The 14437-nt window shown below is 61.7% G+C and carries 14 protein-coding genes; 5 read left to right on the forward strand and 9 right to left on the reverse strand.

The window, feature by feature from the left end; genetic code table 11:
* Both L4923_RS25745 and L4923_RS25750 read left to right on the forward strand, forming a co-directional pair.
* The coding region (locus L4923_RS25745) for a formate--tetrahydrofolate ligase (RefSeq protein WP_239369989.1) at window positions 1-105 on the forward strand (105 nt) is incomplete at its 5' end.
* Window positions 106-209: 104 nt separating this feature from the next.
* Entirely contained in the window at window positions 210-608 is a 399-nt protein-coding gene (locus L4923_RS25750; RefSeq protein ID WP_239369961.1) for a group II truncated hemoglobin, read from the forward strand.
* Between the two features lie 97 nt (window positions 609-705).
* On the opposite strand, the gene L4923_RS25755 is transcribed toward L4923_RS25750, so the two are convergent.
* From L4923_RS25755 to L4923_RS25795, 9 genes are all read right to left on the reverse strand, one after another.
* Window positions 706-1476 (reverse strand): isocitrate lyase/PEP mutase family protein, encoded by a 771-nt coding sequence (locus tag L4923_RS25755; protein WP_239369962.1) that lies wholly within the window; start codon window positions 1474-1476, stop codon window positions 706-708.
* Between the two features lie 131 nt (window positions 1477-1607).
* A complete protein-coding gene (locus L4923_RS25760) occupies window positions 1608-2237 on the reverse strand; it encodes a sarcosine oxidase subunit gamma (RefSeq protein ID WP_239369963.1) in 630 nt (209 codons plus the stop codon).
* A complete protein-coding gene (locus L4923_RS25765) occupies window positions 2230-5286 on the reverse strand; it encodes a sarcosine oxidase subunit alpha (protein ID WP_239369964.1) in 3057 nt (1018 codons plus the stop codon). The genes L4923_RS25760 and L4923_RS25765 overlap by 8 nt, the downstream gene beginning before the upstream one ends.
* Window positions 5283-5597 (reverse strand): sarcosine oxidase subunit delta, encoded by a 315-nt coding sequence (locus tag L4923_RS25770; RefSeq protein WP_239369965.1) that lies wholly within the window; start codon window positions 5595-5597, stop codon window positions 5283-5285. The genes L4923_RS25765 and L4923_RS25770 overlap by 4 nt, the downstream gene beginning before the upstream one ends.
* Window positions 5598-5613: 16 nt before the next feature.
* Window positions 5614-6867 (reverse strand): sarcosine oxidase subunit beta family protein, encoded by a 1254-nt coding sequence (locus L4923_RS25775; RefSeq protein WP_239369966.1) that lies wholly within the window; start codon window positions 6865-6867, stop codon window positions 5614-5616.
* A gap of 117 nt (window positions 6868-6984) precedes the next feature.
* Window positions 6985-8322, reverse strand: coding sequence for a type III glutamate--ammonia ligase (gene glnT / locus L4923_RS25780; RefSeq protein WP_275448582.1), 1338 nt, complete (start codon window positions 8320-8322; stop codon window positions 6985-6987).
* Between the two features lie 52 nt (window positions 8323-8374).
* Window positions 8375-9703, reverse strand: coding sequence for an FMN-binding glutamate synthase family protein (locus tag L4923_RS25785; RefSeq protein WP_239369967.1), 1329 nt, complete (start codon window positions 9701-9703; stop codon window positions 8375-8377).
* A gap of 12 nt (window positions 9704-9715) precedes the next feature.
* Window positions 9716-10453, reverse strand: a complete 738-nt coding sequence (locus tag L4923_RS25790; RefSeq protein ID WP_239369968.1) for a GXGXG domain-containing protein — start codon at window positions 10451-10453, stop codon at window positions 9716-9718.
* Window positions 10454-10457: 4 nt separating this feature from the next.
* Window positions 10458-11354, reverse strand: coding sequence for a class II glutamine amidotransferase (locus tag L4923_RS25795; RefSeq protein ID WP_239369969.1), 897 nt, complete (start codon window positions 11352-11354; stop codon window positions 10458-10460).
* Between the two features lie 302 nt (window positions 11355-11656).
* Between L4923_RS25795 and L4923_RS25800 the strand changes: the two genes are divergently transcribed.
* Genes L4923_RS25800 through L4923_RS25810 form a run of 3 tightly spaced genes read left to right on the forward strand, consistent with a single transcriptional unit; the run spans window position 11657 to window position 14365 of the window.
* Window positions 11657-12790, forward strand: coding sequence for an aminomethyl transferase family protein (locus tag L4923_RS25800; protein ID WP_239369970.1), 1134 nt, complete (start codon window positions 11657-11659; stop codon window positions 12788-12790).
* A gap of 13 nt (window positions 12791-12803) precedes the next feature.
* The gene (locus L4923_RS25805) at window positions 12804-13403 is read left to right on the forward strand and encodes a dimethylamine monooxygenase subunit DmmA family protein (RefSeq protein WP_239369991.1); all 600 of its coding nucleotides are present in this window, start codon (window positions 12804-12806) and stop codon (window positions 13401-13403) included.
* Complete coding sequence (locus tag L4923_RS25810; protein ID WP_239369971.1) at window positions 13400-14365, forward strand: PDR/VanB family oxidoreductase; 966 nt, start codon at window positions 13400-13402, stop codon at window positions 14363-14365. Before L4923_RS25805 ends, L4923_RS25810 begins: the two co-directional genes overlap by 4 nt.
* Window positions 14366-14437: the final 72 nt, after the last annotated feature.

Below are 14437 nucleotides of genomic sequence, written 5' to 3' on the forward strand. Positions count from 1 at the left end.
GTCATCATCTGCGGTGAGGTCATGACCATGCCCGGCCTGCCCTCCAAGCCATCGTCGGAGAAGATCTTCCTCAACGACCAGGGCCAGATCGAGGGACTGTTCTAAGGGCAAAGGCAGTCGGGCAATGAGGGAATAGGGCAGTTGGAAACGACCTGCTCACTGCCCTAATCCCCTACTGCCCTCCTGCCTCGCCTTGGAACCACGGCCTGATGACATCACCAGGAAAGCTCTCACTCTACGAAGCCATCGGCGGAGATGATGGCCTGGGGAGACTCGTGCAGGCTTTCTACGACATCATAGAACAGGACGAGGATGCGCAGGAACTGCACCTCCTCCACCGTCGCGGCCACGGCGTTGCCCATTCCCGCATCGAGCAGTTCGACTATCTTTCGGGCTTCCTCGGAGGTCCGCAACATTATGTGCGCAGACATGGCCATTCGCGACTGCGCGAGATCCACGAGCATGTTCCGATCGGCCCGGACATGCGTGATCTCTGGTTGAAATGCATGACAAGGGCGGTCGCCATGGCCGCCATTACCGAGCCGACCGCCGGCCGGCTCATGGAGCATTTGGCGCGGGCAGCCGAGATCGCTCGTAACCAGGACTAGAGCGTTTCCGTTTTTCACGGAAACGCGGAAACGCTCTAAGTTTTTGTTTTCGTCGCATTTTTGAGACGCCAAGTGATTCTACTTGGTACAAAATGCTCTAGCCGGAAATCGCTGCCCGTGCCTGCTCTTCCAGCCAAGCCACCATCTTGCGGTATGGCACCGGCCCATGGCTGATGCGGGCGACGCCGAGCTCAGCCAGTTTCTGGCGCGGCGGCACATGCGCCAGTGCTATGATGTTGACCGGCAGCGCAACCGCCTTGCATAACTTTTCAATCAACGCCGGATCGCCAAGACCGGGCGCGAAGAAACCATGTGCACCGGCCTGCTCATAGGCTGAAGCACGCGCGATCGCCTGCTCGAGCAGCCCTTCGCTGTGCTCTTCCGGCTTGGCTTTTAGGAAGATGTCCGTGCGGGCGTTGATGAAAGCCGGAACGCCACTCGCTTGGACCGAGTCCGCCGCCGCCTTGATGCGCTCGACCTGCACCGCGATCTCGTAAAGGCCACCGCCACCAACGATCTGGTCTTCGAAATTGAAGCCGACCGCACCGGCCTCGATCGCCTGCGTCACGGTCGCCGCCACTGTCGCCGGAGCCGGTCCGTAGCCGCTCTCGAGATCCATCGTGGCCGGCAATTCCACCGAAGCTGCGATGCGGCGGAAATTGTCCAATGCCAAAGCCAACGGGATCTTCTCGCCGTCGGGATAACCGAATGCCGCCGCTACCGGCCAGCTGCCGGTCGCCAGCGCCTTGGCGCCGCCTTTGACGACAGCCTGGGCACTGCCAGGGTCCCACACATTGAAAAGCACCACCGGATCGCCCTTGACGTGAAGGGCATGAAAAGTGCGCGCGCGTTCAATCGGGTCGCTCATTGGATTTGCCTTGTGCAGGAGGTCGGACTGCGGCGACCCTAACGCGCACCCCGCAGCCGCGCCATGGCACAGATCGACAATGCTGACATATCCAACCGGCCGCACAGAGACTGCCCCGGCGCTACTCCGTATCAGGATAGCGGTGTGCGCGTAGCCTCGACGCCATATTCAGCCGCGGCATCGGCAAGCGTGTGCCAGAGGCTGTCGGCAAAACTGGTGAAGACGAGCAGACTGTAGGCCGGGTGACCGTCCGCGGCATCGGGCCCACGCCACAGATTGACGCCGGTGTGGTCGATCGACGTGGCGGCCGCCGCTCCAACCGGGAACACCGTATCATGCAGGTCGACCGACGACACCTTGGCCAGCGCTTCGCGCACCTTGCTGCCCGACAGGCGGATCAGGCAGCGTCCACCGGACTGATCGCTGAGAGACGCTGCACCACCGAAGATAACAGCCAGTGGCGGGACCGGATCGGGCACACTTCCTGCGGTGAGGACAAAGAACTGATCCGGGCCGGTCCAAATCAAGGTCGCATCTTTGCCGACGACAGCTGCGGGTTTCTCTGGCGGTAGCACACCCCAGGCTTTCTTCGCGGCCTTTGCCACATTGGCAACCTGGCCGCGCCGCGCCATCACCTGCACCAGGCTGAAGTCACTGATTTCCGCCAGGGCGATACCGGCATCGCCGGAAGCCAGGCCAAGACGACCGGGCGCAAATGCGTTGCGCAACGGGGACCGCACTTCCCAGGAATACTCAGCCACGCTGGCGTCCTCCCTCCGGATCGTAGAAGACCGGGCTGGTGATTTCGACATCCATGTCCTCGCCGCGCAACGGATCGTAAGCCCGCACGATCTCGCCATGGCGCTCGCGCCCCCGCTCGACCAGCGCCAGCGCGATCCAGTGACCGAGCATCGGCGAATAGCAGACCGAAGTCAGGTAGCCTTGGTCTGTCTCGGGACCGGGAGCAGCGCCTTTGGGGATGATATGCGCACCGGAACGCAGCCGGTTGGTCTTGTTCACCGGCTTGATGCCGACCACGACCTGCCGGTCGGGTGCTGTCAGCGCCTCGCGCCCAGCCATGGCGCGACCGATATAGTCCTTTTTCTTCGACATCATCTTGCCGAGGCCTAGATCATCGGCCGTAGTGGTGCCGTTGAGTTCAGGGCCGGCGACGTGACCCTTTTCGATACGCATCACGCCCAGCGCTTCCGTGCCGTAGGGTGTGACACCGAATTCCGCGCCGGCGCGCATGAGGTTCTCGGCCATGGCCTCGCCGTAGCGTGCCGGCACACCGATCTCGAACGCCATCTCGCCGGAGAAGGAGATACGGTAGAGCCGCGCCCGCATGCCGCCGCGCAGCGACACTTCGCGTACACCCATGAAAGGAAAACCTTCATTGGAAAGATCTTCCGACGGGTCGCAGAGGTTCTTTAAGAGATCGCGCGTGTTCGGGCCAGCAATCGAGAACTGCGCCCACTGGTCGGTGACCGAGGTCAGTTGCACGTCGAGCTCGGGCCACAGCACCTGTCGGCAGTATTCGAGATGCTGCATCGCCGGCCCGGCCTTGGCGGTCGTGGTGGTCAGGAAATAGTGGTCTTCGGCTAAGCGCGACGTCGTGCCGTCGTCATAGACCAATCCATCCTCGCGCAGCATCAACCCATAACGGGCCTTGCCGACGGCGAGATTGGAAAAGGTGTTGATGTAGAGGCGGTCGAGAAAGATGCCGGCATCGGGGCCGCGCACATCGACCTTGCCCAGCGTCGAGACATCGCAGAAACCGACGCCGTTGCGTACAGCCAGCACCTCACGCGTCACCGATTCCAGCCAGTCCTTCTCGCCATCGATCGGATACCACTGCGCGCGCTTCCACAGGCCCGTATCGACGAATACCGCGCCCCGTTCCGCGGCCCAGTGATGCGAAGGGGTCAGCCGCCACGCGTGGAAATTCTCGTCGCGATGATGCCCGGCCAGTGCCCCGATCGCCACCGGTGCATAAGGCGGCCGATAGATCGTGGTGCCGGTATCGCCGATGCTGCGCCCCGTCGCTTCGGCCATGAGGGCAAGGCCGTTGACGTTGGACAGTTTGCCCTGATCGGTCGCCATGCCGAGCGTGGTGTAACGCTTCAGATGCTCGACGCTTTCAAACCCTTCGCGCTGTGCCAGCTTCACATCGGAAGCGGTCACGTCATGCTGGAAATCGACGAAGGCTTTGCCCCCTTCGACATGCCATAGCGGCTTGATGGCAAAAACTTCGTCGTCGCCCTTCGGAGCTTCGCCGGCTTTGCCCTTTGCGCCGCAGGCCTTGGCGGCATCTTCACCAGCGGCGTGACCTTCGCGCAGACAGGCGGCCAGCGAAAAGTCGCCACTGGCAGCACCGACCATCACCATGCCCGGAGGGCATTGGCCGGGCGCAAAGGCTGCGATGTCGTCGCGCCAGACGGGTCGCCCGCGATGGAACGACGACAAGGCGACATTCGGGTTCCAGCCGCCGGACATCGCCAAACAGTCGGTTTCTATCTGCTGCGTGCGCCCGCCCGCATCGCGCACGACGATGCTGCGCACGCAGTCGACACCGCCATTCACTGCACTCACGACACCGCCAAGCAGCTTTGCACTCAGACCACGATAGCGCTCGGGGGCCGCACCGCGACTGTCGATAACGGCAGCTACGGCACCTCCAGCACGTTGCACGGCTTCCGCTGTGCGCCAGCCATCGTCATTGTTGGTGAAAAGCGCAACCTGCCTGCCGGGCATCGCCGCGAAACGGTTGATATAGCTGCGCACCGCGGAGGCCATCATTACACCGGGCCTGTCATTGCCAGGAAACACCAGCGGACGCTCGATGGCACCGGCAGCAACGACGGCGTGCTTGGCCACGATACGCCACAGCCGCTGACGCGGCTGATGTGCAGGCGGCACCGGGACATGGTCGTTGACGCGCTCGATCGCACCATAGGTTCCGCCGTCATAGACACCGAAGACGGCGGTACGGGTCATGACGCGGATGTTTGCCAGAGCCGCGATTTCCCGCTGCGCGCCTGCCAGCCATTCCGCGACAGGCTTGCCGTCGATCTCGCCATTCTCAGAAAGCAGCCGTCCGCCGAGGCGACTGTCCTCCTCCGCCAGGATGACGCGAGCGCCGGCGCGACCTGCGGCGAGTGCGGCGGCAAGGCCGGACGGGCCGCTACCCACCACGAGAACGTCGCAATGCGCCCAAGCCTTTTCGTAGTGATCCGGATCAGCTGCTCCCGAGGCCTTGCCTAGACCGGCCGCGCGGCGGATAGCCGGCTCGTAGAGTTTCTCCCACAGCTTCGCCGGCCACATGAAGGTCTTGTAGTAGAAACCTGCCACGAAGATGGGCGAGAACAGCGAGTTTACGGCCATCACATCGTGCCGCAGCGAGGGCCAACGGTTCTGGCTCTCCGCCGCGAGCCCGTCATACAGCTCGGTCGTCGTCGCACGCGTGTTGGGCTCGCGCCTCGCACCGCCGCGCAGCTCCACCAGTGCATTCGGCTCTTCTGCGCCCGCGGTCAGAATGCCGCGCGGCCGATGGTATTTGAACGAGCGACCGACCAGCTTGATGCCGTTTGCCACCAAGGCCGAAGCCAGTGTGTCGCCGGCGAAGCCCACCATCTTCTTGCCGTCGAAGGTGAAGCCCAGTGGCTGCTTGCGATCGATCTGGCCACCACTCGACAAGCGGTGCGATTGCGTGCCCGTCGAAATGGATCGCGGCTGCCGTGAATCGGCGGCAGGATTGTCGTTGAAGGCGAGCGGGGCGGCATCGCCGGAAATCTGGCTGGTCCTGCTCATGATGTCGCGCCTGCCTTGGTCCGCTTCTGCGCACCTGCACCGGGCGCTGCGTGCACAGCCTTGATTTCATGTGTTGTCGTATTGCGGGTGACGGTAAGCCATGAACGGCAGCCGCCGCCATGATACCAGCGCTCAGTCATGTCGCCGGCAACGTTGTCACGCAGATAGACATAATCGAAGAACAGGTCCTGGGCTTCAGGTTGTTCGGCTCCGTCGGCGGCGAAAGCCATCGGCCGCTTCGGTGCCGCGTCGCCGAGATAAGTGAACTCGCCGAGCTCGCGTTCTCCGCAGAATGGGCATGCTATGCGCATGGCGCCTTACTCGCTTTCAATGCAGGTTGGGTTGGGCGCCCTGGCCCTTCTCGTCGATCATCGCGCCGCGCCGGAAGCGGTCGAGCCGGAAGCGCTTCGCTTCCTCGTGCGGCTCGTCGCGCGCGAGCAGATGGGCAAAGACCAGGCCCGAGGCCGGCGTCGCCTTGAAGCCGCCGTAACACCAGCCGGCATTGAGATAGAGCCCGTCGATCGGCGTCTTGTCGATGATCGGCGTGCCGTCCATCGACATGTCCATGATGCCGCCCCACTGGCGCAGCAGGCGCACACGGCCAATCATCGGCATCAGCGCCATACCACCTTCGCAGACATCCTCCATCACCGGCATATTGCCGCGCTGGGCATAGGAATTGTAGCCGTCGAGATCACCGCCGAAGACAAGTCCGCCCTTGTCGGACTGGCTGACATAGAAGTGGCCGGCGCCGAAGGTGATGACGCCAGGGATGAGCGGCTTGATCGCTTCGGATACGAAAGCCTGCAGCACATGGCTTTCGATCGGCAGGCGCATGCCGGCCATTGCCGCGACCCGCGAGGTGCTGCCGGCCACTGCCATGCCGACCTTGCCGGCACCGATCGTACCGCGTGCCGTTTCGACACCGGTGATCTTGCCGTTCTGGTCGCGCGTGAAGCCGGTCACCTCGCAGTTCTGAATGATGTCGACCCCGAAGGAGTCGGCCGCGCGTGCATAGCCCCACACGACAGCGTCGTGACGGGCCGTACCGGCGCGCGGCTGCCATAAGCCGCCCATGACCGGGAAACGGGCATTGTTGTAGTTCAGGAAGGGCAGCACCTTGCGGATTTGCTCGCCGTCCAGAAGTTCCGCGTCGATGCCATTGATGCGCATGACGTTGCCGCGGCGCGCGAAGGCATCGCGCTGCGCATCCGAATGATAAAGGTTGATGATGCCGCGCTGGCTCACCATCGTGTTGTAGTTGAGGTCCTGTTCCTGCCGTTCCCACAACTTCATCGAAAGTTCGTAGAAGCCGACATTGCCCTGCAACATGTAGTTGGAACGGATGATGGTGGTGTTCCGGCCGGCATTGCCTGATCCGATCCAGCCCTTCTCCAGCACCGCGACGTTGCGTATGCCGTACTCCTTGGCGAGGTAATAGGCGGTGGCCAGTCCGTGACCGCCGCCGCCGATGATCACCACATCGTAATGTTTCTTCGGTTGGGGGTCGCGCCAGGCGCGCGTCCAGCCCTTGTGGCCTGAAAGCGCCGCCTTGGCGAGGGAGAAGATCGAGTACCGCATTTCAGTCTGATCTGGCCTTTGTCCCAGAGCGTTCCGTTTTCCAGAGGACACGCTCTAATTCTTTGTTCTTACGCAATTCCCGACGGAAAACGGCGACGCACTTTCCCCGGAAAGCGACTACACGTCGAGCGTGTGGTCGCGCTCCCACTGCGTGAAATGCGAAGCATAGGAATTCCACTCCTGCTGCTTCAGCCGGATGAAGGCTGCCGAGAACTCCTCGCCCATCGCCGCTTTCAGCGACGTGTCCTTGTCGTATTCGCGCAGCGCATCGAGCAGGTTGAGCGGCAGCTTGGCGCCATGGGTGACGGTGTGGCCGTCCTTGTACATGTCGATGTCGCTGCGTGGACCGGGATCGGCCTTGCTCTTCATCCCGTCGAGGCCGGCGGCTATGATCACAGCCTGCATCAGATACGGGTTCGCGGCACCATCCGGCAGCCGAAGCTCGAAGCGGCCGGGACCCGGCACACGCACCATATGCGTGCGATTGTTGCCGGTCCAGGTCACGGTATTCGGCGCCCAGGTCGCGCCGGACACGGTGCGCGGCGCATTGATGCGCTTGTAGGAATTGACGGTCGGATTGCAGATGGCAGCCAACGCCGAAGCATGTTTCATGATGCCGCCGAGGAAGTGGCGACCCTGCTCGGAAAGCCCGAGTTCCATGCTCTTGTCGGCGAAAGCGTTGGTCTTGCCGCCGAGATCCCAGACCGAAATATGCGCATGGCACCCATTGCCGGTCAGGCCCTGGAAGGGCTTCGGCATGAAGGTGGCGCGCAGGCCATGCTTTTCGGCGATCGACTTCACCATGAACTTGAAGAAGGAGTGCTTGTCCGCGGTCGCAAGCACATCGTCATAGGCCCAGTTCATTTCGAACTGACCGTTCGCGTCCTCATGGTCGTTCTGGTAGGGCTCCCAGTTCAGCGACAGCATCGCATCGCAGATTTCGGCGATCACGTCATAGCGCCGCATCACCGCCTGCTGGTCGTAGCAAGATTTGGCAGCGGTGTCGTATTCGTCGGAGATCTGCTTACCGTCCGGCGTCGTCAGGAAGAATTCGGGTTCGACGCCGGTTTTCACGCGAATGCCGAATTCGGCCGCTTCCGAAACCAGGCGTTTCAGCGTGTTGCGCGGAGCCTGTGCCACGCTCTTGCCTTCCATCAGGCAGTCTGAAGCGAGCCAGGCGACCTCCGGTTTCCACGGCAACTGAATGACCGAATCCGGATCCGGCACCGCCAACATGTCCGGATGCGCTGGCGTCAGGTCCAGCCAAGTGGCAAAGCCGGCAAAGCCGGCTCCGTCCTTCTGCATGTCCGATATCGCCTGCGCCGGCACCAGCTTAGCGCGCTGGCCGCCGAACAGGTCGGTGTAAGAGATCATGAAATATTTGACGTTACGCGCCCGGGCGAAATCCTTCAGCTCTGCGGTAACTGCCGTGCTGGCCTCGAAATTTGTTCCCATTGTTTTCCCCTGGGTTGTTCTTCTTGTTGTTTGGATTGATCGAAGAAATTGCCTAGAAGGTGCCCTTTCCCGGTATCCAGCCGGTGCCGGCGAGCGGAACGCCGGCCATAGCCGCGGATTCGATTGTCAGTGCGCAGAGGTCCTCCGGCTCCAGGTTGTGTACGTGATTTTTGCCGCACGCGCGGGCGATCGTCTGTGCTTCCAGCGTCATCACTTTGAGATAATTCGCCAGACGCCGGCCGGCGGCGATCGGGTCGACGCGCTTCATCAGCTCGGGATCCTGGGTGGTGATACCGGCCGGGTCCTTGCCTTCGTGCCAGTCGTCATATGCACCCGCCGTGGTGCCGAGCTTCTGGTATTCGTCTTCCCAGCGCGGATCGTTATCGCCCAGCGCAATCAGCGCGGCCGTGCCGATCGAGACAGCATCCGCGCCAAGCGCCAGCGCCTTGGCGACATCGGCACCGTTGCGGATACCGCCGGAGACGATGAGCTGGACCTTGCGGTGCATGCCGAGATCCTGCAGTGCCTTCACCGCAGGACGGATACAGGCGAGCGTCGGCTGGCCGACATGTTCGATGAACACTTCCTGCGTGGCCGCGGTGCCGCCCTGCATGCCGTCAAGCACCACCACATCGGCGCCTGCCTTCACGGCAAGGGCCGTGTCGTAATAGGGCCGCGCGCCACCGACCTTGACGTAGATGGGCTTTTCCCAGTCGGTGATCTCGCGCAGCTCGAGGATCTTGATTTCGAGATCGTCCGGGCCGGTCCAGTCGGGATGGCGACAGGCGGAACGCTGATCGATGCCCTTGGGCAGCGTGCGCATCTCGGCGACACGGTCGGAGATCTTCTGGCCGAGCAGCATGCCGCCGCCACCCGGCTTGGCACCCTGGCCAACAACGATCTCGATGGCGTCGGCACGGCGCAAGTCACGCGGGTTCATGCCGTAGCGCGACGGCAGGTATTGGTAGACAAGCGTCTGCGAATGGCCGCGCTCTTCCTCCGTCATGCCGCCGTCGCCGGTGGTCGTCGAGGTGCCGGCAATCGTTGCGCCGCGTCCGAGCGCTTCCTTGGCCGGTCCCGACAGCGAGCCGAAGCTCATGCCGGCGATGGTGATCGGGATTTTCAGTTCGATCGGCTTTTTCGCGTGGCGGGTACCAAGTGTGACGCTGGTCTCGCAGCGCTCGCGATAACCTTCCAGCGGATAGCGTGAAATCGAGGCGCCGAGGAACAGGAGGTCGTCGAAATGCGGCAGCTTGCGCTTCGCGCCCGAGCCGCGGATGTCATAGATACCGGTCGCCGCCGCACGGCGGATTTCCGACATCGTATAGTCATCGAACGTAGCCGACCTGCGAGGCGTCGTCGGAGGATTATGATATGTCATTTAGGCGTCCCCTCAGTACGCGTCGGCGTTATCGATATTGAAGTTGTAGAGCGTACGGGCCGATCCGTAGCGCGTGAATTCTTCCGGCTTGACGTCGGTGATGCCGGCGCGGTCGAGCAATTCCTTAAGCTTGGCGATGTGCTCCGGCCGCATTTCCTTCTTGATGCAATCGGCGCCCAGGCTCTTGACGGAACCGCGCACGAACAGCCGCGCTTCATAGATGGAGTCACCCAGCGCATCACCGGCGTCGCCCAGCACGACAAGATTGCCGGATTGCGCCATGAAGGCGGACATATGGCCGACATTGCCGCGCACGACGATGTCGATGCCCTTCATCGAAATGCCGCAGCGTGACGACGCATTGCCTTCGATGACCAACAGCCCGCCACGACCGGTCGCGCCGGCATACTGGCTGGCGTCGCCCTTCACCGTAATCTGGCCCGACATCATGTTTTCCCCGACACCAGGCCCCGCCGAGCCATGCACGGTGATGCTGGCCTTGTCGTTCATGCCGCCGCAATAATAACCGACGCTGCCGCGCACCTCGACGGCGATGGGCTGAGCAACACCGGCAGCAACGGCGTGGCTGCCTTTCGGGTTGATCACTTCCCAGCTCGGCTCGTCTGCCGCATCGGTCACCTGATGCAAGGCCAGATTGAGTTCACGCAGCGGTGCCGTATCGAGATCGAAGACGCGTGGCGCATAGTTGACTTCGCGCTGAGGCGACTTGGCGAGAGTGGTCACATTCATCGGCTCAGTGCTCCCAGAAATAGACGGTTGAAGGCTCCGGCTCCCAAACCTTGGCATCCTCAATGCCAGGCAGCTTGGCCAGCGCACGATATTCGGAGCCGAAAGCGACGTAACGATCGGTCTCGGCAAGCACGGCCGGCTTGCAGGCGATGGCATCACGCACCACGCCGAAACCGTTCTTGGTGCCGACCACAAAGGTGAAAAAGCCATCCAGGTCGTTGACGCTGCTTTCCAATGCCTGGCCGAGATTCTGGCCATGGGCGATCTTGGACGACAGATAGGCAGCTGCCACTTCGGTATCGTTCTCGGTCTCGAACTTCATGCCTTCCCGGATGAGTTCACGCCGCAGATTGTTGTGATTGGAGAGAGAGCCGTTGTGCACCAAGCATTCGTCCGGACCGGTGGAGAAAGGATGCGCACCAAGGGTGGTGACGGCAGATTCCGTTGCCATGCGGGTGTGGCCGATGCCGTGGGTTCCGGTCATCTTGCTGACATCGAAACGCTTCACCACGTCGACCGGCAGACCGACTTCCTTGTAGATTTCGATGGCTTCGCCGGCGCCCATGATGCGGACCGAAGGGCGAAGCTCGGCAATGGCCTCGCGTGCCGCCTCGACCTTGTCGGCCGGCACGTCGATCACCGCATGGGTGGATTTGGCGAGCAGCTTGACCTTCGCATCGATCTTCTTGCCGAGCTCGGTTTCCAGACCGGCAAAATCCGTCCCCGGGGCCGGTGACTGGATCGTAACTTTAGCCTTACCTTTGGTCGACGCGCCATAAACCGCAATGCCCGCACTGTCGGGGCCGCGGTCTGTCAGCATCACCAGCATTTCAGAGAGCATGGCGCCGAGTTGCGGCTCCAATGTCTTGTCTTTCAAGAACAGTCCCACAATTCCGCACACGACGTCACCTCCAATGGCAGCGGTCCGATGATTGAACGCTAGCAGCTTTGAAAACCCAATTCAACTGCTATGAATGTTTTTTTCCTTACAGAAAAGTCTCATGTCGTATCTCACCGCGGAACCGATACCTCATGGGAGGACTAAAGTCGGACCCAGGGAAAGTTGCCTATCAGTAATATTTCTTGCACAAAGATATTGCCCAGACGACGGAATTCGAGTCAATATGCGTCTGGCGAAAGCGCAGGCCGATAAGAAAAGAATGGCCGCGTTTCGAAGGTACCCTTGAGGAGAAGGACACCCACATGACAGCTTCCTGGCGTTTCTCGACTTTGGCCGATCGTCATCGCGCCCTAGGCTCCAAGCTAGAAGACTGGAGCGGCATGGGCACGGCCTGGAGCTATGATAAGGACGCCGACGAAGAATATGTCGCCATCCGCACCAAGGCCGGTCTGATGGACGTTTCAGGGCTGAAAAAGGTCCACATCACCGGCCCGCATGCCTCGCACCTCATCGATCTGTGCACGACGCGCGACGTCGAGAAGATTTATCCGGGCAAGTCGGTCTATGCCTGCATGCTCAACGAGGCCGGAAAATTCACCGACGATTGCGTCGTCTACCGCATAAGCACCAATTCCTGGATGGTCGTGCATGGTTCGGGCACGGGCCATGAGGAGCTGACCAGGGCATCCATCGGACGCGACGTTTCGGTTCGCTTCGACGACAATCTGCATGACCTGTCGCTGCAGGGCCCGACCGCCGTCGACTACCTGGCCAAGCACGTGCCCGGCATCCGCGACCTCAACTATTTCCATCACATGCAGACCCAGCTCTTCGGTCTGCCGGTGATGATTTCGCGCACCGGCTACACCGGCGAGCGTGGCTATGAGATCTTCTGCCGTGGCCAGGATGCCGGAACGATCTGGGATCGCATCCTCGAAGAAGGCAAGCCGGAGGGTATCATCCCCTGCCGCTTCACCACGCTCGATATGCTGCGCGTCGAGAGCTATCTGCTCTTCTATCCATACGACAACTCGCAGAAATACCCCTTCGACAATGAAGGGCCTGGCGATACGCTTTGGGAGCTCGGGCTGGACTTCACCGTCAGCCCAGGAAAGACCGGTTTCCGCGGCGCCGAGGAACACTATCGTCTCAAGGGCAAGGAGCGCTTCAAGATCTTTGGCGTCCTGCTGGAAGGCACCAAGCCTGCCGACGAAGGCGCGCCGATCTATCGCGACGGCAAGAAGGTTGGTGTCGTCACCTGCGCGATGTATTCACCGCTGGTGAAGAAATCGATGGGCATCGCCCGCCTCGACGTCGACTGCGCCATCATCGGCACGCCGCTCGAGATCCGCAACGCGTCGGGATCGGTGAAAGCAACCGCCCAGGCGTTGCCGTTCGATGATCCAAAGAAGCTGAAGCGCACGGCGAAGGGCTGATCCATTGGACGGGATGCCGGCAAAGACGATCCTCAGTCGCCCGGTCTACGGAACCCTGTCGCCACAGACCGGCAAGAGTCATCTTTTCGTTGCGGACGCCGAAGGCGCGTCCGCAATCCTCGACCTGGCGAAGAAGGCACCGGATGGTTTCTTCGCCCGTGCGCACATCATGTTTATTCCGGACACGAGCCGGAGCCAGTTTCAGGCGGCACTCAAGGCCTTGAAGCCGGCACAGTTCTATGAAGGTCCTTCCATCGCGGCTGCCCTGCCCCGCCTTCGGCAGACACTTGCCAACGCGCATATGGGGCTACGCATCTATCTTGCAGGAACCGAAGGCCTCATTGGCCAGGCCATGCAGGTCGCGCTGGAAGCCGGCATCGACCATTCCTCGATTCAGACCGAACATCGCGGCTCCTGGGCACGCCGGGTGCAGTGCGTACATTGCAAGGGCATTACCGAAAACGTCACCACACAGCCAGCCACCTGTGCCCATTGCGGATTGCTGCTTCTCGTCCGCGATCATTATTCGCGCCGTCTGGCGGCCTTCCAGGGCGTGTGCATCAACGCCGAGGATCCGAGCGAGATCCCTCAAAAAGAGGAGATTTTCCGGTGAGTGCGGGAACCACGAAACTGAACGTCACCGTCACGGACGTCGTTACGGTCAACGAGCTGGTGAAGCGTTTCCACTTCGAACGCACCGACGGCGGCGACCTGCCGACCTTTTCCGGCGGCGCCCACGTCGTGGTGGAAATGCGAGACGGCGACAAATCGCGTTTGAACCCCTACTCGCTGATGAGTTCGCCACACAACACGCGTGACTACACGATCAGCGTGCGCCGCGACGATTCTGGCCGCGGCGGCTCGCTGTTCATGCACAATCGCGTCAAGCGCGGCATGGAGATGGTAATCTCCTATCCGGTCAACCTCTTCTCGCTCGATCTGCGCGCGAAAAAGCACCTGTTGGTCGCCGGCGGCATCGGCATCACGCCCTTCATGGCACAGACCGCGCAGCTCGCCGGTGAAGGCGGCAATTTTGAACTGCACTACACCTGCCGCACGCCGGCACTTGGCACTTATGCCGATGTTCTGCGGGATCGCTACGGCAAGCGGGTCAACGTCTACTATGACGATGCCAATGAACGGCTGCCGCTAGAACGCCTGCTGACGTCACAGCCGCTCGGCACGCATCTCTATGTCTGCGGGCCCGCCGGCATGATCCGCTGGGTTCGCGAGACAGCGGCTGCGCATGGCTGGCCCGACGAAACCGTGCATTACGAACACTTCGCCGCACCGCAGCCAGGCCTGCCCTTCGATGTCACACTGGCGCTCAGCAAGAAGCAGATCCATGTCGGCGAGGAGCAGAGCCTGCTCGAGGCAATGGAAGCGGCCGGCATCGATCCGCCCTACCTGTGTCGCGGCGGCGTCTGCGGCCAGTGCGAGACCAACGTCGTCTCCTATGACGGCACCTTCAGACACAACGATCACTGGCTGACGGAAGCCGAACATTGTTCGGGCAAGAAGATCATGCCTTGCGTTTCACGCTTCGAGGGCAAGTCCCTCGTACTGGAGCGTTAGCCTGGAGCAATTCTGGCAAAAGTGCGCCGCGGTTTTTGCGTTCGGAATTGCATAGAAACAAAGAGTTGGAGC

It is taken from the genome of Terribium retamae, assembly GCF_022347545.1.
GTDB classification, from domain to species: Bacteria; Pseudomonadota; Alphaproteobacteria; order Rhizobiales; family Rhizobiaceae; genus Mesorhizobium; species Mesorhizobium retamae.

Coding starts and splice junctions, on each gene's coding strand:
- L4923_RS25750 (WP_239369961.1), top strand. CDS start 210: ATGACATCACCAGGAAAGCTCTCACTCTACGAAGCCATCGGCGGAGAT.
- L4923_RS25755 (WP_239369962.1), bottom strand. CDS start 1,476: ATGAGCGACCCGATTGAACGCGCGCGCACTTTTCATGCCCTTCACGTC.
- L4923_RS25765 (WP_239369964.1), bottom strand. CDS start 5,286: ATGAGCAGGACCAGCCAGATTTCCGGCGATGCCGCCCCGCTCGCCTTC.
- L4923_RS25770 (WP_239369965.1), bottom strand. CDS start 5,597: ATGCGCATAGCATGCCCATTCTGCGGAGAACGCGAGCTCGGCGAGTTC.
- L4923_RS25775 (WP_239369966.1), bottom strand. CDS start 6,867: ATGCGGTACTCGATCTTCTCCCTCGCCAAGGCGGCGCTTTCAGGCCAC.
- glnT (WP_275448582.1), bottom strand. CDS start 8,322: ATGGGAACAAATTTCGAGGCCAGCACGGCAGTTACCGCAGAGCTGAAG.
- L4923_RS25785 (WP_239369967.1), bottom strand. CDS start 9,703: ATGACATATCATAATCCTCCGACGACGCCTCGCAGGTCGGCTACGTTC.
- L4923_RS25790 (WP_239369968.1), bottom strand. CDS start 10,453: ATGAATGTGACCACTCTCGCCAAGTCGCCTCAGCGCGAAGTCAACTAT.
- L4923_RS25800 (WP_239369970.1), top strand. CDS start 11,657: ATGACAGCTTCCTGGCGTTTCTCGACTTTGGCCGATCGTCATCGCGCC.
- L4923_RS25805 (WP_239369991.1), top strand. CDS start 12,804: ATGCCGGCAAAGACGATCCTCAGTCGCCCGGTCTACGGAACCCTGTCG.